Raw genomic sequence first — 18984 nt, forward strand, 5'->3', positions numbered from 1 at the left:
CTTCCCTCCGGACGATCAGGCGGCGATGAAGCCGCGCTCCGCCATGCCGCGTTCCAGATCTCCGCTCGCGATTTCACGCGCGAAATATTCGATCGTGTGCTGAAGCCCGACGCACAGGGCGATGGTCGGCGCCCAGCCGAGCATGTTGTGGGCACGTCCGATATCGGGCCTGCGCCGGCGCGGATCGTCCTGCGGCAACGCGCGATGCACGATGCGGGACGACGAATGGGTCATGTCGATGACGATCCGGGCAAGATCGAGGACCGTTACCTCAACCGGATTGCCGATATTAACCGCCCCCTCGATCGGGTCATCGGATTCCATCAGCCCGATGATGCCCGCAATCAGATCATCGACATAACAGAAGGAGCGCGTCTGGAGCCCGTCGCCATATACGGTGATATCTTCGCCCTTCAGCGCCTGAATGACGAAGTTGGACACGACCCGGCCATCATCGGGCTGCATCCGGGGACCGTATGTGTTGAAGATGCGCGCCATTCGCGTGGAGACGTCATAGCGGCGCGCATATTCGTAGATCAGCGTTTCGGAAAAACGCTTGCCCTCGTCGTAACAGGATCGCGGCCCGAGCGTGTTCACATTTCCCCAATAGCTTTCGGGTTGGGGATGCACGTCCGGATCACCATAAATTTCCGACGTGGAGGCATGAAAGATCCGCGCCCCGTCATGCACTGCCCGCTCCAGCATGTTGCGGGTTCCCAGCGAACAGATGCCGAGCGTGCTGAGCGGATCCGACTGATAATGGACCGGCGAAGCGGGGCAGGCGAGATTGTAGATTTCGTCGAATGCCGGAAGATCGCCCGGCAGGGGATGAACGATATCGTGCTCGACAAGGCTGAAGTGCCCGGTGCCCATCAGATGTTCCACATTGGCACGTCGACCGGTGTGAAAATTGTCGAGAGCGATCACATCGTCGCCGCGCTCGACAAGCGCGGTACAAAGGTGGGAGCCGAGAAATCCCGCACCTCCGCTCACGCAGATGGTGGCTGACCGGCGGCGTGAAACCTGAATGGGGGCCGCGAGGATAAAGCCGGGGGCGTCGACCACACTCATCTCTTCCTCCCTGTTTTTACTGGGAAATGTTGTCACCGATGGGCGGAAGGGGCGCGTTGCGATTTCGCAAGGCCGGCCAGTCTTTTTCGGCGCACGCCGTTCGCCACTGGAATAGTCCCTTTGAGGGACGGTTGCGTAAGACGATCTGGCGCCGCGAACCTTTTTGGACCATAATCATCGAACGCAGCCATATGGCAAGTGTCAGGAGGAGCGTCATGTCGAACAAGGCACTTATTGCAGCTTCAGCCCTCGCTTTAATCGCTCTTGCCGGATGCGAGCGCCAAAGCGCGAGCAATGCGGCTGAGGTTAACACGACCAACCAGGCGACCGATGTTTCGGCGCAAGGACCGAGCGACCCGGAAATCGTTCAGGGCCTGTCGGGTCGAACCGCGCGCGTGACGCTGGCGGATGGCCGCGTGATCGACGTGGTTCATAATATGGATGGCACGGCGCGGATGACCGACTCGGCCGGCCTTGATAAAACCGGCCGGTGGTCCGTCACCAATGGGCAGCTTTGCTTCGATTGGCCGGGGCAACCGCGCGAATGCTGGCCTTATGGCGGCCCGCTGACGCCCGGCAAGACCGTCAAGTCAACCAGCGATCGCGGGCAGATGATCTCCACGACCCTGATGGAGCCGAATGCGCCGGAGCAGACCGGCAATTCTGCGACAGCTGCGCAGTAATCAGGTCAGGGAAAGATCGAGCGCCATCATGATTACGAGGCCGGTCATCAAGCTCGCCATGGCGGGCTTGCGGACCGCCACCTCCCGGCGCACGTCTGGAATGATTTCCGAAACGACGATGTAAATCATCGCACCCGCCGCAAACCCAAGGCCCCAGGGCAGCAATGATAGCGCCAGCGAAACCAGGGCGGCGCCCATCAATCCCGCTACCGGCTCAACGAGACCGGACAACAATGCCGTCCCAAACGCCGCCCGGCGTGAATAGCCTAGACTCGCCACCGCGCCCGCGACGGCGAGCCCTTCAGGCATATTCTGAAGGCCGATGCCGATCGCCGTCGTCAGCCCGGCGGAAAAATCCCCGCCACCGAAACTTACGCCGACGGCCATGCCTTCCGGAAAATTGTGGAGGGTGATGGCGGCGACGAACAGCCAGATGCGCCTGAAGCGGGTCGCGGCAATGCCTTCCGGACCAAGGCCAAAGCGATCGAGCGGCGGCATGAGGACATTGGTCAGGGCCAGCGTTACGCCGCCAAGGAGCACGGCCGCGCCGACGACGCCAAAGGACAAGACAGGCGACATGCCGCTTGCCTGGCCTTGCGCAATGCCGGGAAGGATCAGCGAGAAGAAAGAGGCTGCCAGCATGACGCCCGCAGCAAAGCCAAGGAGGATCGATTGGCGGCGCTCATCCGGCATGCCGAGCTTCAGGATCGGGAGCGCTCCAACCCCTGTTGCCGCGCCAGCCGCGAGGCTGCCCAGAAAGCCTGTCAGGATCAGCGACATCTCACGTCATTCGGCCGATCATTCATCAGTTTTGACCTCTGAAGGGTAGGTGCCGGTGCCGAACCGACGGCACCGGCACAAGGTTCAATCCACCTTCACCTTCTGCTTGGCCTGCTGCGCCGCGTCTTGAATGCTGGACGCGCCACCCATGTCGCCGTTGGTCGTACGCCCGGCACCGGGACCGGCGCCCAGGTCTGCGCCCGTGAGCGGATTGGCTACCGGATCGGATTTGGTGCGGAACATGAGCTGCGAGACGGCATCTCGCTCACCCCCGCGCAGATCGACCGTTGCCATGCCATCTCCTTGGCCGTCGAAGGGGAGGTGGCCGAGCACGTCGTCCACACGATCCCATTGTTCGCCTTCATTCCAGGGGCCGGTCATATCGCCTTCGCCTTGAGACGTATTCACATAAGTGCTGGCAAAGCGTTCCACGGGCGGCAACTTGCCGGGCGGGAAATTATCCTCGATGGAATAAAGCGCCTTTTCGAACGATTTCTGATGGGCGACCTCACGAGTCATGAGAAACCCCAACGCCTCCTTGATGCCGGGATCGTCGGTGATGTTGATGAGCCGCTCATAGACGATCTTGGCCCGGCTTTCGGCGGCAATGTTCGATCGCAGGTCGCAAGTGGGATCGGCACGGCTGTCGATATAGGCTGCCGTCCACGGCACGCCGGACGAATTCGTAAGAGCCGGCCCGCCGCCATAGAGGATGGACTGGGTGTGGCTGTTGCCGCCCGCGTTCAGCGCCATGAACATTTCGGCCTCTTCCATATGCCCTTCGGCAAGCTGACCCTTCACGCCTTTATTGAGCATGGCGACGATCGATCCGATCACCTCCAAATGGCTCAACTCCTCGGTGGCGATGTCGAGAAGCATGTCCTTGCGACCGGGATCATCCTCGCCCAGCCCTTGGGTGAAATAGCGCATGGCCGCGGCAAGTTCGCCGTCCGGCCCGCCAAATTGCTCAAGCAGCATGGACGCAAGAACGGGATCGGGATTTGATACGCGCACCGTATATTGGAGGCGTTTGTTGTGCATGAACATGGGTGGCTCCTTTCCTCTCCAGAGTGCGAGTAACGGGAGGGGGAGTGCGGACGTTCCGCCTCTACAAGCCTTGTTTTACTTGCGTTTCAATATGTTAGTGAAACAATCCCCAGCGGGCCGCCGCTTAGGTCACGGTCCGCCCCTTGCCGGGTGCGCAGTTTACGTTAAGGGAAAGAGGATGAGCCTGATCGCGCCCCTCGACCACCTGCGGCTGCCCATTATCGGATCGCCGCTCTTCATCATTTCCAACCCCGATCTCGTCATCGCGCAGTGCAAGGCGGGCATCGTCGGGTCATTCCCAGCGCTCAATGCGCGGCCCCAGTCGTTGCTCGACGAATGGCTGCACCGGATCACGGAGGAGCTGGCCGCTTGGGATCGCGACAATCCCGATCGCCCTTCTGCCCCCTTCGCGGTCAACCAGATCGTCCACCGTTCCAATGCGCGCCTCGAAGAAGACATGATGACCTGCGCGAAATGGAAGGTGCCGATCGTCATCACCTCGCTCGGCGCGGTCGAGGATGTGAACAAGGGTGTTCACGCCTGGGGCGGCATCACGCTGCACGACATCATCAACGATCGTTTTGCCCGCAAGGCGATCGACAAGGGCGCCGACGGCCTGATCGCTGTCGCCGCAGGCGCTGGCGGCCACGCCGGACGGCTGTCGCCCTTCGCGCTCGTTCAGGAAATTCGCGAATGGTTTAACGGTCCGCTCATTCTATCGGGCGCAATCGCCAATGGCCGGGCGGTGCTGGCAGCGCAGGCGATGGGCGCGGACCTCGCTTATATCGGATCGCCGTTCATCGCGACGGCGGAGGCCAATGCGGTCGACGATTACAAGCAGGCCATCGTGGCGGGCCGCGCCGACGACATCGTCTATTCGAACCTCTTCACCGGCGTTCACGGCAATTACTTGCGCCAGTCGATCGTGGCTGCGGGCATGGATCCCGATGCCTTGCCGGAAGGCGACCTGAAGACGATGGACTTCGGCACGGGCGATGGCAGCAAGGCCAAGGCGTGGAAAGATATCTGGGGATCCGGCCAAGGTATCAGTTGCATCCGCGACGTGGTTCCCGCGGCGGACTATATCGCGAAGCTGGGCGCGGAATATGAAGCGGCGAAGCGCGAATTGGCCTTGAAGGTCGCCTTCTGATCCCGACTCAGGCCGCCCTTATCGATTCAAGTCGTGATCGCCATTCGTCCGGTAGGGGCACCGGGCGTCGCGTCTCGCGTCCGACATAGACGTGGACGAAATGGCCCTCGGCCGCAGCCTCCGCTTCACCTTTACGAAAGACGCCGATACGGTAGCGGACGCTGGACGAGCCTATTTCATCCACCACTAGCCCAACATCGACCGTCTCCGGATAAGAAATCGATCGCGCATAGCGGCAGCCGGTTTCGACGACGAGGCCGATGGGATCGCCGCGCTCGATATCCAGCAGTCCCGTCTCGATCAGCCAGGCGTTCACTGCCGTATCGAACCAGGCATAATAAACGGTGTTGTTGACGTGGCCATAAGCGTCATTGTCGGCCCAGCGCGTGCCGATTTCGCGCCACACCTTATAGGCGCTCCTTACCCTCAATGGCGCGCGGCTCATAGAGCAGCCTCGTAGAGGCGACGCGCATCGGCCTCGTCGATCGGGCAGGGATTATTGATCAGAAGGCGCTCCTGCTTCATCGCGTCTCGCGCCAGCATGTCGAGATGCTCGGCACTGACGCCAACCTCGCGAAGCCGCTGGGGCAATCCGGATGCTTGCGACAGATATTCCATGCGCCCGATCAGTGCGCTTGCCTGTGCCTGACGTCCCTCGCCCGTCAGACGAGGATCGAGCAGAGCGCCAAGTTCGGCATATAATGGAAGCGCGTGCGACATGTTGTGGCCAAGAACGTGCGGCAGCATCAACGCATTGGACAGGCCGTGCGGCACATGAAAATGGCCGCCGAGCGGATAGGCCAGGGCATGAACGCCGGCGACCGGCGCGTTGGAAAAGGCCACACCGGCAAGATGCGCGCCCAGCAGCATCGCGCCGCGCGCCTCCACGTCTCCCGGTTTCTCGCAGACACGCAGCAAATTGGCATCGATCAGCGTCAACGCCTCCCGCGCCAACATGTCGGACAGCGGATTTTTCAGGCGGACAGAAGTGAAGGCTTCGATCGCATGAACCATCGCGTCGATGCCGGTGGCCGCAGTCACGGCGCGCGGCAGACCGAGCGTCAGTTCGGCGTCCAAGATGGCGTGATCCGCGATCAAGGCGGCGCTGGACACACCTTTCTTTTCGCCTTTCCCGACTGTGATGATCGTTACCGGCGTCGCTTCCGATCCAGTGCCCGCCGTCGTGGGTATCAGGATCAGAGGCAGGCGTTGACCATTCGCGTTGCCGACGCCCCAAAGCGTGTCGAGATCATCGTCTGAGCCGAGCAAATAGGCGGCAAGCTTTGCAACATCCATCGGGCTGCCGCCGCCAAAGCCGATCACGGATCTAACGCCCGCGTCGCGGCCCATTGCGACCGCGGCTTCCAGAGTGGCGCGCGAGGGATCGGCTTCAACCGCATCGAACAACACCGGCTCGATCCCGGAATCAGGTAGAGCGGCCAGCATCGCATCGGCCAGCCCTAGCCCCAGCACCTGCGCATCGCTCACCACCAGACAGCGCCCTTGGGGAAGCAAGTCACCGGCCCGCGCGGTCGTGCCCGCACCGCAAACAAGCTTGGGTCCGTAGCTGAAATCGAACGCCTTCATGGACTGTCCGTTTAAAGCGAGCGCTGAAGACGGCTCAACAGGCTGCGCGCAGGGCTGGAAGGCGGCTCGATCCGCACCGTCCCTTCCTCCAGACGCTCGACGCGCGTGTATAGGTCAATGCTGGCCGAGATGATGTCACGAGCCCGATCGGGCAGAAGCGGCATCAGCTCTCCATCAACGTCGGGAGCATCACCCAAGCGGCGCTCGGGCCGTATCGCGTCATCGGGCGTCATCTCGCCCGATTCGACCGCGCGCTGATTGAGCAACCAGGCGATGACGTGCATCAGCCGGGTCGTGACTTTCAGCGACTCGCAGGAAAAGCCGACGCGGATGAGCGGATCGAGCGCCATGCGATCGGCCCGGCCTTCACTGTCGAAATAAGCACGAGCCCGATCGGCGAGCGCCATCGCATCCGCATAGAGCGCATCGATGAGCTTTGGCGTGATCCGGCTATGGGCGTCTTCGGCGTACATTGCGGCGGCCTTGTGCCACAAAGCATGGCTCTCCGGAAACGCGAAATGGCAAGCGATCAAACGGCTTCGCCCGATTCGGGACTCTTTTCAGGCGATGATGTCGGGGATCATCAGATCCTGGATGGTCTTGATCTCGTCCTTTAGCCGCAATTTCCGCTTTTTGAGGCGCGCAACCTGCAAAAGGTCGGGCGTCCCGGCGGCTGCCAGCGCAGCGATAGCGGCATCGAGATCGCGATGTTCGATCTGCAATTGCGCCACTTTCGCGGCGAGATCGGGTTGCTGGTCCTGATCCGTCATTCTGCCCCTTGCCCACACTTCACCGCTGCGGAGCCACACCCGGCCGCCGCCATAACGGCATGTCGCAGATTATCGGCCAATCGTCTAAACCGGAAAGACAAAAGCAAGAAAGCCGGTCTAGTCTCATTCCCGTATCATGAAGAGGAGATGAGAATGGCCAACGCGCATATCTCGGCACTTCAATCCAAGCATGCCGATCTTGATGCCCGCATCGGAGTTGAGGAGCATCGCCCCCTCCCCGACATGGCCCTCGTTTCCCAACTCAAGAAGCAGAAATTGAAGCTGAAGGAAGAGCTTAGCGGCCTTCATTGAGGCGCTGGGCATCCTGCGGAGGTAGATTGTGCTCCGGCGAAAGCCGGAGCCAGTCGCCCTGAACTGCCGGGTTCCAGGGTCCGCCGGAACACGACAGCTTCGGCTCAATCGTCGCGGGAAACGCGCTCGTTCCGTTCGTGCTTCTCCTGCGCATCGACGGTCATCGTTGCGGTCGGGCGTGCTTCAAGGCGGGCAAGCGGGATCGGCTCCCCGGTCACTTCGCAATAGCCATATTCACCCTGTTCGATGCGGCGAAGCGCAGAATCGATCTTGGAGATAAGCTTACGCTGGCGGTCCCGCGTACGAAGCTCGATCGACCAATCAGTCTCGCTCGACGCGCGATCGGTCATGTCGGCTTCTTGGATCGGCCCGCTCTTCAGCTGCGCCATCGTATCGCGAGATTCGCGGACGATCGCCTCCTTCCAATCGAGCAGCTTCTTGCGGAAATAGGCAAGCTGGCGCGCGTTCATGAACTCTTCGCCAGGCTCAGGCACGTAACCGGTAGGCATGTCCGCCTGAAATACCGGGTCGAAAGTTTCGTTCAAAGCCGTAGCCATAAACCCCTCCACTCACCGTGCGGCCACGATAGCCGCTTGCGGTTTCCTTAGGCCCGATCCGATTAATCGGACCTGTCGGCAATCGCCCGGCTGCGCCTATACATTTGCGCCCGAGGCAGCACAAGAACTATATAAGTAGTTATTTTTGCTGAATAAATAAAATGGCCGGCGGTCACCGAATAGGGCGACGGCCGGCCGATACCCGCCTAAAAGGCTTCAAATTCAACTTGCGGCGATGATTCGTTCGATCTCATCGACTGGATGACCCGTGAGATCCTTGGCAATCTCCCCGATCAGCCGCTTCTCGACTTCCTTGTGATAATGTTTGCGAAGCTCGCCGAGCGTTCGCGGCGGCGCCACCACGATCAGCGATTCGAAATTGTTTTGAAGCGCGCGCTCCCTCAGCATCTGGGCTGCATCGGCTGCGAAGCGGTCTTCTTCCTGCTGGTGGAAATCTACTTCCTCCATTGCGCTGCGTGCCGATCCGACGCTGTTGACCGAACGGCCCGGACCATCGGTTTTTTGGTCGCGATCTGCGGGGTTATCCTGAACTTCCTTCGTTTCGACCGTGAGGTTCGGAAAGTCGTTGTCGCCCTCGTTCCGGAAGAACAGCATCTTCTGCCCATCCGCGACGAGAACGAAGCTGTTATGCGGTACTTGCATCTGCTTCTCCTTGTCCCGTTATCTGGCCAACGCCGAATGGTGGACGATGGTTGCCCGGCTTGCGCGCATGACAGGGCGCGACCATAGATTTGCGAATGCGGATTCTGCTTACCAACGATGACGGCGTGAATGCCTCCGGCCTGAAGGTTCTGGAACGAATCGCGCGGACGATCTCCGATGACATCTGGGTCGTGGCACCGATGGAGGAGCAATCCGGCGCGGGCCATAGCCTTACCCTTACAAAGCCTATCCGCCTACGCCAGCTTGGCGAGCGGCGCTTCTGCGTTACGGGCACGCCGACCGACGCGGTGATGATGGCCATCGCTCATGTGATGAAAGACAATCCGCCCGACCTCATCCTTTCAGGCGTTAATCGCGGCGCCAATCTGGGGGAGGACGTGACCTATTCGGGGACCGTATCGGCTGCTATGGAAGGCGCGCTCGCGGGCATTCCATCGATCGCCTTAAGCCAGGTCTACGCACGCGAAGGCATGGGGTACACCGTCCCCTTTGCAGCCGCCGAAGAATGGGGCGAGCGCGTGGTCCGTCCGCTCGTGTCCGAGCCGATGGCACCGCGTTCTCTGGTCAACGTCAACTTCCCTGCCTTGCCGCCCAGTGAGGTGAAGGGCGTGCGCGTCGTCCGTCAGGGGCTACGCGATTATGGTCGCCTGCGCCTCGTACAGCGCACTGATCCGCGAGGCTATGACTACTTCTGGTTCGGCCTTGGCCCTATGGTTGAAACGCCGGGCCATGATACGGATCTTGAGGCTGTGGCCGATGGTTACGTGACCGTGACGCCGCTTCATCTCGATCTGACGCACGATGCCTCTTTATCCCGGCTGAAGGGCCTCTATTCCTGATGGCTCCACGCACGCGGACAAGCGGGCTCCTCTCGACCCTGCAGCGCAAGGGGCGCCTGCCCATCTGGGCGCAGATCAGCTGGCGCGTCTTATTCGTCCTCGCCCTACTCGGCCTCGCCATCGCCGTTCACTGGTTTGAACGCGACGGACTTCGCGACACATATGACGGCGCGGTGAGCTTCCTCGATGTCGTCTACTTCACGATGATCAGCATCACGACAACCGGCTATGGGGATATCACCCCGGTGAGCGATCGCGCGCGCCTGTTCGATGCGCTGATCGTCACGCCGATCCGCGTCTTCGCGGTGCTCGTTTTCTTGGGAACCGCCTATAGCTTCGTGCTGAGGCGGACATGGTACAGGTGGCGCATGGCCTATATTCAGCGGAATTTGAACGACCATATCGTAATCGCCGGATATGGAACGAGCGGCCAAGGCGCAGTGTCGGAACTGCTTGCCCACGGCACCGATCCGTCGTGCATCGTCGTTATCGACATGAACAATGCGGCGCTGGACAAGGCCAAGGCGCTGGGTTGCAACATCATCCAGGCCGATGCGACCCGCGACCGTACGCTGGAAGATGTCCGGATCGACCGCGCCCGCGCGATGATCATTTCGGCGGGCCGCGACGACACATCGATCCTGATGGTTCTGACCGCGCGACACCTTGCTCCGGACCTTTCAATCAGCGTCGCGATCCGCAACGAAGATAATGAGCTTCCTGCACGCCAGGCCGGAGCGACCACCGTAATCAATCCGGTGAGCTTCACCGGCCTCCTGCTCGCCACATCCACCCACGGTGCGAACATATCGGACTATCTGGCCGACCTCGCCTCGACCCATGGGCGCGTGCGCCTCGTCCAGCGTCCGGTGCGCTCCGACGAAATCGGCCACCCGCTTACGCGCGGCCCGAAAACGATTGGCCTTCGCATCTACCGCAATGGCCGCCCTCACGGCTTTTGGGAGTCCGAAGCGCAGGCGCTCGAGGCGGACGATATTATCATCGAAATCCTGCCCACAATGGAAGAGGAGCGGCATTCGAGCTAAGCAGCGTCGATCAGAGCAACAAAAACACTGCCGTACCAACTGCAACCGAGCCTTACAGAGGGCGTCATCAAGCCCGCGCCCCTTATAAGAGATCCTTATAAGGCATTTCTAATAAGACGCATTGCGCGTGCCGGAGGGCACGCTCGACTGCTACGCTAGCATAGGGGGATGCGGCACGGGGTTGGCTCTCTTGCAGCTCAATCGGGCGGTGCCTCCCCGGCTTGTAGTAGGAACGATGGCGAAGGTGCTTCGGAGCCTCTGCTCCGATGCCAAAGGCAACATCATGGATGCCATCGATGATTACATTTCAAGCCCAGCCATGTTGCTACGCATGGGGCAACGGCAAAAACATCTCGGTCTGGACCGCGCAGGCAGGTGCTGCTTGCCCACGCGCAACGGTCAGCATGCCTTGGCCGACGGCGCGGGTGACCATCTGGACGCGATTGCGCGCACGCATTTTCATCCGGACATTTTCTATATGACGCTCCACGGTGCGCGGAGCGATGCCGATATGAATTGCAGCTTCTTTCGACGACAAACCATTGGCGATCATTGCCAATATCTCTGCCTCTCGATGAGTGAGGCTTGGTAGGATTTGGACGGCCTGATGCATGCCCAACTCTCCGTGAATGCCTGTGGGGGCATCGTCAATCTAGCACATAAAAATGCTGCTTGAATAAGGCGTTACAGCCATTTCGGAACCGTACCCTTCCGGGACAGAAGCGCCATTTCGTATGTACGAGGTACTGAATTGAGAGCGCTCCGCAACTCGAAGAGGCGCCTCTAGGAAATCGTGGCATTTTACACTATGTGAGCGCCACTCATGGCAATTCAGCTTCCCTCCCCGCCGAAAGTCGGCATGGTTTCGCTCGGCTGTCCGAAGGCGCTCGTCGACTCGGAGCGTATTTTGACCAAGCTCCGCAGCGACGGCTACCAAATGTCGCCCGATTATGATCAGGCGGATGTCGTGCTCGTCAACACCTGCGGTTTCCTCGACAGTGCCAAGGAAGAAAGCCTGGCTGCGATTGGCGAGGCGATTGCGGAGAACGGCCGCGTTATCGTCACCGGCTGCATGGGGAAGGAAGCGGAGGTCATCCGCGAACGCTTTCCGGAGGTGCTCGCCGTCACTGGCCCGCATCAATATGAGCAAGTGGTGGGCGCCGTCCACGACGCTGCGCCCATGCCGCCAAGCGCCTTCCTCAACCTGGTGCCGGAAGGTGGCCTGAAGCTCACGCCTCGCCACTACAGCTATTTGAAAATTTCCGAGGGCTGCAACCACCGCTGCGCCTTCTGCATCATTCCTTCGCTGCGTGGCGACCTCGTCAGCCGCCGCCCCGACGCGATCCTGCGCGAAGCCGAAAAGCTGATCGCCGCGGGCACGAGGGAATTGCTGGTCATCAGCCAGGACACCTCGGCCTATGGCCTCGACCTCAAACATGCTTCCTGGCCGTGGAAGGGCGGCGAGGTTCGGGCGCACATGACCGATCTCGCCCGCGAGTTGGGCAAGCTCGGTGCCTGGGTTCGCCTCCACTACGTCTACCCTTATCCTTATGTCGATCAGGTCATCCCGCTGATGGCGGAAGGATTGATCCTTCCCTATCTCGACATTCCGTTTCAGCATGCCTCGCCCAAGGTATTGAAGGCGATGAAACGGCCGGCGAACGAAGCCAAGGTGTTGGAGCGCCTCAAGAACTGGCGCGCCATCTGCCCGGACATCACGATCCGCTCCTCCTTCGTCGTCGGTTTCCCAGGAGAAACGGAAGAAGATTTCCAATATCTGCTCGACTGGCTGGACGAAGCGCAGCTTGACCGCGTCGGCGCCTTCCGGTTCGAACCCGTCGAGGGCGCTACGGCAAACAACCTCCCCGGCGCCGTGCCGGAAGAGGTGAAGGAAGAACGCTACGCCCGCATCATGGAGAAGACCGCGCTCATCTCCGCCGCAAAGCTCCAGGCGAAGGTCGGTCGCACGATCGATGTGATCCTCGATGTGGTAGATGAAGAAGGCGGCGCGACGGGCCGCTCCAAGGCCGATGCCCCCGAAATCGACGGCGAAGTCCACCTCCGCGACGCTCAGGGCTTTGCGCAGGGCGACATCATTCCGGTCCTGATCGAGGATGCCGACGAACACGATTTGTTCGGCGTGCCTGCTTTACAGAAGCGCTGACCCTTAAGCCCACACCATTTGGTGGCTTAAACACGCTCACCCCTAGCGAGTGGCGGTTTCAGCGTTATGTTGGTTGCATGAACGACATCTCCCAGCTTTTGCAGGCCGACAAGGGCCAGGCCGCCCGCTCGCTCATACTCGTCGACAAGAAGGGCTTTGCCGCCTGGCTGTCCACTCAGCCCGAACGGGTGCGTCAGGCGGTGCTCGCAGGCGGCTTCAAGGCGGACGGTTATCAATTTGCCATTGTGCCCGGCGAAAAAGCGGAAGATTGGGCGGCCGTACTCGGGGTTGCCGACGTGGACCTTCCGAGTGTCTGGTGCCTGTCGAAAGCTGCCGATCTCCTACCGGAGGGCAGCTATCGCGTCGAAGGCCGGAGCCCCGGTCCGGCCGCCCTTGGCTGGATTTTGGGTCAATATCGGTTCGACCGGTATAAAAAGGACAAAGTGCCGACGGGTCCACGCATCCTGCTGACCGACGATCCCGCACGAATCGCTGAAATCACATTAATTGCTGAGGCGACATTACTCGCACGCGACCTCGTGAATCTACCCGCCGCAGACCTCGGCCCCGCTGAACTTCAAAAAGCCGTCGAGGATGTTGCCGCCGAATGCGGCGCGACCGTCGCCGTCGCAAAAGGCGATGAGCTTGCCGAGGGCTACCCGATGATACACGCGGTCGGAAAGGCCGCAAGCACCGACCGTGCACCGCGACTGATCGAGCTCGAATGGGGCGATCCGGCCAATCCGCGCATCGCCATTGTGGGTAAGGGCGTCTGCTTCGACAGCGGCGGACTCGACATCAAGCCTTCATCCGGCATGCGCCTTATGAAGAAGGATATGGGCGGCGCGGCGCACGCGCTGGCGCTGGCACGAATCATCATGAAGAGCCGCCTGCCCGTCCGGCTCCATCTTCTCATTCCTGCCGTTGAAAATGCGATTTCGGGAAATGCTTTCCGCCCGGGCGATATTCTGAGGAGCCGCAAGGGCCTCACCGTGGAAATCGGCAATACCGATGCCGAGGGCCGCCTGATCCTCGGCGATGCCCTAACCAAAGCTGCGGAAGGCGAGCCCGAACTCATCCTCGATTTTGCGACATTGACCGGCGCCGCCCGCGTGGCGCTAGGTCCGGACCTCCCTGCCCTTTTCGCCAATCGCGACGATCTGGCGGACGATTTGCTGAAGAGCGGCGATCAAATATCCGACCCTTTGTGGCGGATGCCGCTGTGGAAGCATTATGCCGAGATGCTGTCATCCGACATCGCCGACATCGGTAACGCCAGCGACAGTCCGATGGCAGGGTGCGTGACGGCCGCCCTCTTCCTGCAGAAATTCGTGCCGGACGGCACGGCTTGGGCCCATTTCGACACCTTCGCCTGGCGTCCGGCTGCCAAGCCCGGCCGGCCCAAGGGCGGGGATGCCATGGGCCTTCGCGCGGCATGGGCGATGCTGAAGAGCCGCTACTGCTGAGACGAACCAACTGCTCTTTTGCGATGAAATCCGATCTTGCGTCGAAACGAAACGCGGTCTGACAGGTTTTACTTCCGAACGTGAAATGATTTGTTGTTCGGAGATTATCCGTGTCGGAGCGCAGTCTTAAAAGCTGGATGGACGCCCTCATCCGCTACGTCCGGTCGGGGCAGCCCGATCTTACCAACCGCCAGATGGCCCTGATGATGCTGGTATATTTGACACCGGGGCCGCATACGGTGCGGGGGCTGGCCCAGCTTTTGGGTGTATCCAAACCGGTTATCACTCGCGCCTTGAATACCTTGGGCGCTCTCGGCTATCTGCGGCGCGTCCGTGACGAGGCGGACCGGCGAAACGTTTTCGTCGCCAAGACACCGACAGGGCAGGACTTTCTTGACAGCTTCGAACGCAATATCGGCCAAGGCAGTAGCGACCGGAAATCCGGCAAAGAACGCGGACTCCTCCTCCAACACAGTTGAAAGGTTCACTTTGAGCGGCCGGTCGGCGCCGCTCGACCCGCTGCGTGACGCGTGGCGCGGTGACCTTGCCGACATCGCGCTCGCCAGCACGCATTTCGCGCCGCATTACGTGAAGCCAGTGAGCCGGATGGTGTCGGCTGGACCGCTTCATGTGAAAGCCGATGACGGGTCCGAAGTAGCGGCGGACATGGGGGAGGAAGAGTTTGCGCTTCTCGATATTACAGGCGGTTGGGCTTGGGGCTATCGAGTGGCGGATCATATTGTCGGCTATGTTCCTGCTACGCGGTTGAAGGTTTAATTTAACACTCCCGTTAGGGCTAAGCCCGTCGAAGCCCGTGTGCATCGTGCCCTTCACGCGCCCTTCGACAGGCTCAGGGCTAGCGGTTGTTGGGTAAGAGCTGGGTGCCTTGTCACATCTCTCCACGGGCGCGGCGGATGGCGTACCATTTCTGGACGTTGGCGTTGTGCTCGGCCAGCGTGTTCGCGAAAATGTGGCCGCCTGAACCATCCGCAACGAAGTAGAGCGCCTGCGTCGGTGCGGGATCGAGGACGGCGGCGATCGATTCGCGGCCGGGATTGGCGATCGGGCCAATTGGCAGGCCGGGGCTCGCATAGGTGTTGTAACCGTTTTTATCCTGAAGCTCGGAGCGCAGGATGCGGCGGCCGAGCGGCTTGCCCTTGGTGATCGGATAGATGACAGTCGGATCGGCATCGAGCTTCATGCCCACGCGGAGCCGGTTGGAATAGACGCCAGCAACCATGCGGCGCTCGGACGGCTTGCCGGTTTCCTTTTCGACGATTGACGCGAGGATGATCGCTTCTTCCTTGGTTCTGACCACGCTCGTCGGCTTGCGCTGAGCCCAGAGCCGGTCGAGTTCCTTTCTCATCGCGTCCTGCATACGCTTCAGGACGGCGGTGCGTGTTTCGCCGCTTTCGTAACTGTAACTGTCCGGAAGGACGCTGCCTTCCGCCGGAACCGCGACCGCGCCGGTCAGCCGCGCTTCGCCGCGAAGGCGCTCATGGACGAGGATGGACGGCATGCCTTCCGGGATCGTCACGAGCCGACGGATCGGCTGGGCATGCTGCAATATGTCGAGGATCTGCGAGGCGCTGGCACCGGCGGGAATCGTGAATTCGCCGGCCCGCACGGGATCGTCCGATCCCAGAACCGCCGCAAACTTCGTGAAGGTCGAAGCGGAGCGGATCAGCCCCTTTTCCTCCAACTTCCGCGCAGCGCTGGTCAGCGTGGCGCCCTGCTCCACCACGAAGTTGCGGTCGCGGGCCGTTGCCCCCTCTCCCCACCAGCTCTTGAACACGAACCCGATCGAAAGGACGATCAGGACCAGTGCGGCGTAGGAGAGAAGGGCCTTGACCCGGATAGACATCAGAGGGCGCGCAGCACCAGGCTGGCGTTGGTGCCGCCGAAGCCGAAGCTGTTGTTAAGGATCGCCTTCACCTTCCGCTCTTTTGCCTTATGCGGCACGAGGTCGACGCCCTGCGTAATCTCTTCAGGATCGTCGAGGTTCAGCGTCGGCGGCACGATCTGGTCGCGCATGGCGAGGATGCCGAAAATGGTTTCCACCGCGCCTGCGCCGCCGAGAAGGTGGCCGATGGCGGACTTGGTCGAACTCATCGACAGGCCGCCGACCTTGTCGCCGAACAGCCGCTTCACCGCGCCAAGCTCCAGCTCGTCGCCGAGCGGGGTCGAGGTGCCGTGGGCGTTGATATAGTCGATATCTTCGAGCGCGAGGCCCGAACGCTTCATCGCGGCCTGCATCGAGCGGAAGCCGCCCGCGCCTTCGGGGTGCGGCGCGGTGACGTGATAGGCGTCGCCCGACATGCCATAGCCGATGACTTCGGCGTAAATCTTCGCGCCACGCGCCTTGGCGCGTTCATATTCCTCCAGCACGACGACGCCAGCGCCCTCGCCCATGACGAAGCCGTCGCGCGCCTTGTCCCACGGGCGGCTCGCTTTTTCGGGCTGGTCGTTGAAATTGGTGGAGAGCGCGCGCGCCTGGGCGAAACCGGCGATGCCGAGCGGGCAGAGCGCGCTTTCCGCACCGCCCGCGACCATCACGTCAGCATCGTCGAGCTGGATCATCCGCGCGGCGTCGCCAATCGAGTGGGCGCCCGTCGAGCAGGCCGTGACGACCGCATGGTTCGGGCCCATCAGGCCGTATTTGATCGAGACCTGACCGGAAATGAGGTTGATGAGGCGGCCATGGACGAAGTGCGGGCTGACGCGGCGCGGGCCCTTTTCGTGAAGAACGATCGATTCCTTCTCGATGCCCGGAAGGCCGCCAATGCCCGAACCGATCGAGCAGCCGACGCGGTAGCGCTCTTCCTCGCTCATATCGAGGAGGCCCGCATCTTCGAGCGCCTGACCAGCAGCATCGATGCCGTAGACGATGAAGGGATCGACCTGGCGCTGGATCTTGTGATCGACGCGCAGTGAAGGGTCGAAACCATATTCATGGTCCGGCGCCTTCACTTCACACGCAATGGTGCAGGCATAATCGGTGGGATCGAAGCGCGTGATGCGGGCAGCGCCGCTTTTCGACGCAAGGATGTTCTTCCAGCTGGTTTCGACATCCGCACCGAGCGGGGTCACAAGTCCAAGTCCGGTTACAACGACGCGGCGCATCCGCTAACTCCTCAGTTCGTCAAAAGTAGAAACGGCTTCATGGCCTTTGATGGCGAGGAGCCGTTACGTCAATCGGCTTCCCGCTCAGGGCGCTGCTGCTCAGGCAGATATGAAAGCTGACGTTCTTGATGGTTTCGCACAACGAAACCGTCAGTTTTGTCAGTTTCCGCCACTCCCCAAAAGCCTCGCTACTCCGGGCGAGCATGGCAGGAAGCAATTGTGTAGGAAACGGAAAAAGGGGGCAAACGCCCCCTTCCCCTACCGTACCGGCACAGCCGGGCGGCAATCCTGTCGGCCCGCTTCGCCGGAGCGAAGCGGCCGGGCCGGATCAGCCCTTGTTCTGATCGATATAATCGATGGCGTCCTTCACGGTCGCGATCTTTTCAGCCGCGTCGTCGGGAATTTCGACACCGAATTCTTCTTCGAACGCCATGACCAGCTCGACGATGTCGAGGCTGTCCGCGCCGAGATCGTCGATGAAGCTCGCTTCCTCGGTGACCTTCTCGGCTTCAACGCCCAGATGCTCCACAACGATCTTCTTAACGCGATCAGCGGTCTCGCTCATAACTCAAGCCTTCCTTCGTGATGTTTGACGCTGCCCTAGCCTTTCACCCCGCCCGCTGGCAAGTGGGCTTGAAACTTGGGCGCTTACAACATCGCCATCCCGCCGTTGACGTGCAACGTCTGGCCGGTGACGTAAGCCGCCTCCTTGCTGGCCAGGTAGACGGCGGCGGCGGCGATATCGTCGCCCGTGCCGAGCGCGCCGACTGGAATACGGCCAAGCAAAGCGTCCTTCTGCGCGTCGGGCAGCGCGTCCGTCATCGGCGAGGCAATGAAGCCAGGCGCAATACAGTTTACCGTGATGCCCCGGCTCGCGACTTCCTGCGCGAGCGCTTTGGACATGCCGATGAGGCCGGCCTTGGACGCCGCATAATTGGCCTGACCCGGATTACCGGTGACGCCAACGACGGACGTAACCGAGATGATGCGGCCGAACTTTGCGCGCATCATCGGCTTCAAAGCCGCGCGGGCGAGGCGGAAGGCGGCTTCGAGGTTGACGCGGATCACCGTGTCCCACTCCTCATCCTTCATCCGCATGGCGAGATTGTCGCGCGTCACACCGGCATTGTTGACGAGGATGTCGATCTTGCCGCCGAGCGCTTCAACTGCCTGCGGGACGAGCGCATCAACCGCTGCGGCATCGGACAGATTGCAGGGCAGGATAACGCTGTCGCCGCCAATTTCGGCCTGCACCGCCTTCAGCGCATCCTCGCGCGTGCCGGAAAGCGCGACCTTCGCGCCCTGGGCGGCGAGCGATTTCGCAATGGCGGAACCGAGGCCGCCGGAGGCGCCGGTTACCAGCGCGGTCATTCCCGAAAGATCGAACATGTCTTCACTCCCTCAATTTCAAACGTCATTCCGGCGAAGGCCGGAATCTCGTAACGAAAAAGCGCTTCTTTCGCCATGAGACCCCGGCTTTCGCCGGGGTGACGCGCATTTAAACCCGTCATTCTTCCAAATCCGTCATGCTGAACTTGTTTCAGCATCCATGCCGATAACAGCTCGACAGATGACAAAATGGACCCTGAAACGAGTTGGGGTCTATCCCCTTAGCATAGGTATCGCTTGACTCAAGTATAGCACGTCTTATCGCATAAGCCCCTAAAATCAGGGGGCGCTCCATATGTCCGAACAGACATTCTGA

24 protein-coding genes are annotated in these 18984 nt (G+C 61.1%); 9 read left to right on the plus strand and 15 right to left on the minus strand.

Annotated elements, in window-relative coordinates; all coding sequences use genetic code 11:
• Positions 1-15 precede the first annotated feature (15 nt).
• Positions 16-1071, minus strand: coding sequence for a UDP-glucuronic acid decarboxylase family protein (locus C7I56_RS05820; RefSeq protein WP_106639517.1), 1056 nt, complete (start codon positions 1069-1071; stop codon positions 16-18).
• Between the two features lie 215 nt (positions 1072-1286).
• On the opposite strand from C7I56_RS05820, the gene C7I56_RS05825 reads away from it, so the two are divergent.
• Positions 1287-1754 carry a hypothetical protein gene (locus tag C7I56_RS05825; protein ID WP_106639518.1) on the plus strand — a complete coding sequence of 156 codons (468 nt, stop codon included), beginning with the start codon at positions 1287-1289 and terminating at the stop codon, positions 1752-1754.
• Here the strand turns inward: C7I56_RS05825 and C7I56_RS05830 are convergent, their stop codons facing one another.
• Together C7I56_RS05830 and C7I56_RS05835 are read right to left on the minus strand one after the other, a co-directional pair.
• Complete coding sequence (locus C7I56_RS05830; RefSeq protein ID WP_106639519.1) at positions 1755-2534, minus strand: ZIP family metal transporter; 780 nt, start codon at positions 2532-2534, stop codon at positions 1755-1757.
• A gap of 84 nt (positions 2535-2618) precedes the next feature.
• Complete coding sequence (locus C7I56_RS05835) at positions 2619-3581, minus strand: manganese catalase family protein (protein ID WP_106639520.1); 963 nt, start codon at positions 3579-3581, stop codon at positions 2619-2621.
• 178 nt (positions 3582-3759) lie between these two features.
• Between C7I56_RS05835 and C7I56_RS05840 the strand changes: the two genes are divergently transcribed.
• Complete coding sequence (locus C7I56_RS05840) at positions 3760-4731, plus strand: NAD(P)H-dependent flavin oxidoreductase (RefSeq protein ID WP_106639521.1); 972 nt, start codon at positions 3760-3762, stop codon at positions 4729-4731.
• A 7-nt stretch (positions 4732-4738) separates the two neighbouring features.
• Here C7I56_RS05840 and C7I56_RS05845 read toward each other — a convergent pair whose 3' ends face one another.
• From C7I56_RS05845 to C7I56_RS05860, 4 genes are all read right to left on the minus strand, one after another.
• Entirely contained in the window at positions 4739-5176 is a 438-nt protein-coding gene (locus C7I56_RS05845) for an acyl-CoA thioesterase (RefSeq protein ID WP_106639522.1), read from the minus strand.
• A complete protein-coding gene (locus C7I56_RS05850) occupies positions 5173-6318 on the minus strand; it encodes an iron-containing alcohol dehydrogenase (RefSeq protein WP_106639523.1) in 1146 nt (381 codons plus the stop codon). Before C7I56_RS05850 ends, C7I56_RS05845 begins: the two co-directional genes overlap by 4 nt.
• 11 nt (positions 6319-6329) lie before the next feature.
• Complete coding sequence (locus tag C7I56_RS05855) at positions 6330-6791, minus strand: DUF1465 family protein (protein WP_106639524.1); 462 nt, start codon at positions 6789-6791, stop codon at positions 6330-6332.
• A gap of 87 nt (positions 6792-6878) precedes the next feature.
• Complete coding sequence (locus C7I56_RS05860; RefSeq protein WP_106639525.1) at positions 6879-7088, minus strand: DUF465 domain-containing protein; 210 nt, start codon at positions 7086-7088, stop codon at positions 6879-6881.
• A gap of 153 nt (positions 7089-7241) precedes the next feature.
• Here C7I56_RS05860 and C7I56_RS05865 point away from each other — a divergent pair, with 153 nt between their 5' ends.
• The gene (locus tag C7I56_RS05865; protein ID WP_106639526.1) at positions 7242-7400 is read left to right on the plus strand and encodes a DUF465 domain-containing protein; all 159 of its coding nucleotides are present in this window, start codon (positions 7242-7244) and stop codon (positions 7398-7400) included.
• A 104-nt stretch (positions 7401-7504) separates the two neighbouring features.
• Here C7I56_RS05865 and dksA read toward each other — a convergent pair whose 3' ends face one another.
• Both dksA and C7I56_RS05875 read right to left on the minus strand, forming a co-directional pair.
• The gene (gene dksA / locus C7I56_RS05870) at positions 7505-7957 is read right to left on the minus strand and encodes an RNA polymerase-binding protein DksA (protein WP_106639527.1); all 453 of its coding nucleotides are present in this window, start codon (positions 7955-7957) and stop codon (positions 7505-7507) included.
• Positions 7958-8179: 222 nt separating this feature from the next.
• Positions 8180-8620, minus strand: coding sequence for a host attachment family protein (locus C7I56_RS05875; protein ID WP_106639528.1), 441 nt, complete (start codon positions 8618-8620; stop codon positions 8180-8182).
• A 95-nt stretch (positions 8621-8715) separates the two neighbouring features.
• Here C7I56_RS05875 and surE point away from each other — a divergent pair, with 95 nt between their 5' ends.
• Positions 8716-9480, plus strand: a complete 765-nt coding sequence (gene surE, locus C7I56_RS05880; RefSeq protein WP_106639529.1) for a 5'/3'-nucleotidase SurE — start codon at positions 8716-8718, stop codon at positions 9478-9480.
• Positions 9480-10526: a potassium channel family protein gene (locus C7I56_RS05885; protein WP_106639530.1), complete on the plus strand. Its 1047-nt coding sequence runs from the start codon at positions 9480-9482 to the stop codon at positions 10524-10526. Before surE ends, C7I56_RS05885 begins: the two co-directional genes overlap by 1 nt.
• A gap of 325 nt (positions 10527-10851) precedes the next feature.
• Here C7I56_RS05885 and C7I56_RS05890 read toward each other — a convergent pair whose 3' ends face one another.
• Positions 10852-11139, minus strand: coding sequence for a helix-turn-helix domain-containing protein (locus tag C7I56_RS05890; RefSeq protein WP_106639531.1), 288 nt, complete (start codon positions 11137-11139; stop codon positions 10852-10854).
• Between the two features lie 210 nt (positions 11140-11349).
• Here C7I56_RS05890 and rimO point away from each other — a divergent pair, with 210 nt between their 5' ends.
• From rimO to C7I56_RS05910, 4 genes are all read left to right on the plus strand, one after another.
• Entirely contained in the window at positions 11350-12690 is a 1341-nt protein-coding gene (gene rimO / locus C7I56_RS05895; protein ID WP_106639532.1) for a 30S ribosomal protein S12 methylthiotransferase RimO, read from the plus strand.
• Positions 12691-12767: 77 nt separating this feature from the next.
• Positions 12768-14156: a leucyl aminopeptidase family protein gene (locus tag C7I56_RS05900; RefSeq protein ID WP_106639533.1), complete on the plus strand. Its 1389-nt coding sequence runs from the start codon at positions 12768-12770 to the stop codon at positions 14154-14156.
• A 137-nt stretch (positions 14157-14293) separates the two neighbouring features.
• Positions 14294-14635: a MarR family winged helix-turn-helix transcriptional regulator gene (locus C7I56_RS05905; protein ID WP_106639534.1), complete on the plus strand. Its 342-nt coding sequence runs from the start codon at positions 14294-14296 to the stop codon at positions 14633-14635.
• Between the two features lie 10 nt (positions 14636-14645).
• Positions 14646-14933 (plus strand): hypothetical protein, encoded by a 288-nt coding sequence (locus C7I56_RS05910; protein WP_106639535.1) that lies wholly within the window; start codon positions 14646-14648, stop codon positions 14931-14933.
• A 112-nt stretch (positions 14934-15045) separates the two neighbouring features.
• Here the strand turns inward: C7I56_RS05910 and mltG are convergent, their stop codons facing one another.
• From mltG to C7I56_RS12280, 5 genes are all read right to left on the minus strand, one after another.
• Complete coding sequence (gene mltG, locus C7I56_RS05915) at positions 15046-16020, minus strand: endolytic transglycosylase MltG (protein WP_106639536.1); 975 nt, start codon at positions 16018-16020, stop codon at positions 15046-15048.
• Positions 16020-17279: a beta-ketoacyl-ACP synthase II gene (fabF, locus tag C7I56_RS05920; protein WP_106639537.1), complete on the minus strand. Its 1260-nt coding sequence runs from the start codon at positions 17277-17279 to the stop codon at positions 16020-16022. The genes mltG and fabF overlap by 1 nt, the downstream gene beginning before the upstream one ends.
• Before the next feature lie 328 nt (positions 17280-17607).
• Entirely contained in the window at positions 17608-17844 is a 237-nt protein-coding gene (locus tag C7I56_RS05925; protein WP_106639538.1) for an acyl carrier protein, read from the minus strand.
• An 83-nt stretch (positions 17845-17927) separates the two neighbouring features.
• Positions 17928-18668, minus strand: a complete 741-nt coding sequence (gene fabG, locus C7I56_RS05930; RefSeq protein WP_106639539.1) for a 3-oxoacyl-[acyl-carrier-protein] reductase — start codon at positions 18666-18668, stop codon at positions 17928-17930.
• The gene (locus tag C7I56_RS12280) at positions 18647-18826 is read right to left on the minus strand and encodes a hypothetical protein (RefSeq protein WP_158703011.1); all 180 of its coding nucleotides are present in this window, start codon (positions 18824-18826) and stop codon (positions 18647-18649) included. Before C7I56_RS12280 ends, fabG begins: the two co-directional genes overlap by 22 nt.
• Positions 18827-18984 lie beyond the last annotated feature (158 nt).

Origin of the sequence: Allosphingosinicella vermicomposti (assembly GCF_003012815.1) — a bacterium.
In the GTDB taxonomy this organism is placed as follows: Bacteria; Pseudomonadota; Alphaproteobacteria; order Sphingomonadales; family Sphingomonadaceae; genus Allosphingosinicella; species Allosphingosinicella vermicomposti.

Excerpts from the sequence above, each read along its gene's own strand:
- fabG (WP_106639539.1), bottom strand. The coding sequence starts at position 18,668 with ATGTTCGATCTTTCGGGAATGACCGCGCTGGTAACCGGCGCCTCCGGC.
- C7I56_RS05890 (WP_106639531.1), bottom strand. The coding sequence starts at position 11,139 with ATGCATCAGGCCGTCCAAATCCTACCAAGCCTCACTCATCGAGAGGCA.
- C7I56_RS05820 (WP_106639517.1), bottom strand. The coding sequence starts at position 1,071 with ATGAGTGTGGTCGACGCCCCCGGCTTTATCCTCGCGGCCCCCATTCAG.
- C7I56_RS05830 (WP_106639519.1), bottom strand. The coding sequence starts at position 2,534 with ATGTCGCTGATCCTGACAGGCTTTCTGGGCAGCCTCGCGGCTGGCGCG.
- fabF (WP_106639537.1), bottom strand. The coding sequence starts at position 17,279 with ATGCGCCGCGTCGTTGTAACCGGACTTGGACTTGTGACCCCGCTCGGT.
- mltG (WP_106639536.1), bottom strand. The coding sequence starts at position 16,020 with ATGTCTATCCGGGTCAAGGCCCTTCTCTCCTACGCCGCACTGGTCCTG.
- C7I56_RS05840 (WP_106639521.1), top strand. The coding sequence starts at position 3,760 with ATGAGCCTGATCGCGCCCCTCGACCACCTGCGGCTGCCCATTATCGGA.
- C7I56_RS05865 (WP_106639526.1), top strand. The coding sequence starts at position 7,242 with ATGGCCAACGCGCATATCTCGGCACTTCAATCCAAGCATGCCGATCTT.
- C7I56_RS05855 (WP_106639524.1), bottom strand. The coding sequence starts at position 6,791 with ATGTACGCCGAAGACGCCCATAGCCGGATCACGCCAAAGCTCATCGAT.
- C7I56_RS05850 (WP_106639523.1), bottom strand. The coding sequence starts at position 6,318 with ATGAAGGCGTTCGATTTCAGCTACGGACCCAAGCTTGTTTGCGGTGCG.
- C7I56_RS05845 (WP_106639522.1), bottom strand. The coding sequence starts at position 5,176 with ATGAGCCGCGCGCCATTGAGGGTAAGGAGCGCCTATAAGGTGTGGCGC.
- C7I56_RS05905 (WP_106639534.1), top strand. The coding sequence starts at position 14,294 with ATGGACGCCCTCATCCGCTACGTCCGGTCGGGGCAGCCCGATCTTACC.
- rimO (WP_106639532.1), top strand. The coding sequence starts at position 11,350 with ATGGCAATTCAGCTTCCCTCCCCGCCGAAAGTCGGCATGGTTTCGCTC.
- C7I56_RS05900 (WP_106639533.1), top strand. The coding sequence starts at position 12,768 with ATGAACGACATCTCCCAGCTTTTGCAGGCCGACAAGGGCCAGGCCGCC.
- C7I56_RS05875 (WP_106639528.1), bottom strand. The coding sequence starts at position 8,620 with ATGCAAGTACCGCATAACAGCTTCGTTCTCGTCGCGGATGGGCAGAAG.
- C7I56_RS05835 (WP_106639520.1), bottom strand. The coding sequence starts at position 3,581 with ATGTTCATGCACAACAAACGCCTCCAATATACGGTGCGCGTATCAAAT.
- C7I56_RS05860 (WP_106639525.1), bottom strand. The coding sequence starts at position 7,088 with ATGACGGATCAGGACCAGCAACCCGATCTCGCCGCGAAAGTGGCGCAA.
- C7I56_RS05925 (WP_106639538.1), bottom strand. The coding sequence starts at position 17,844 with ATGAGCGAGACCGCTGATCGCGTTAAGAAGATCGTTGTGGAGCATCTG.
- C7I56_RS12280 (WP_158703011.1), bottom strand. The coding sequence starts at position 18,826 with ATGCTGAAACAAGTTCAGCATGACGGATTTGGAAGAATGACGGGTTTA.
- surE (WP_106639529.1), top strand. The coding sequence starts at position 8,716 with ATGCGGATTCTGCTTACCAACGATGACGGCGTGAATGCCTCCGGCCTG.
- C7I56_RS05885 (WP_106639530.1), top strand. The coding sequence starts at position 9,480 with ATGGCTCCACGCACGCGGACAAGCGGGCTCCTCTCGACCCTGCAGCGC.
- dksA (WP_106639527.1), bottom strand. The coding sequence starts at position 7,957 with ATGGCTACGGCTTTGAACGAAACTTTCGACCCGGTATTTCAGGCGGAC.
- C7I56_RS05825 (WP_106639518.1), top strand. The coding sequence starts at position 1,287 with ATGTCGAACAAGGCACTTATTGCAGCTTCAGCCCTCGCTTTAATCGCT.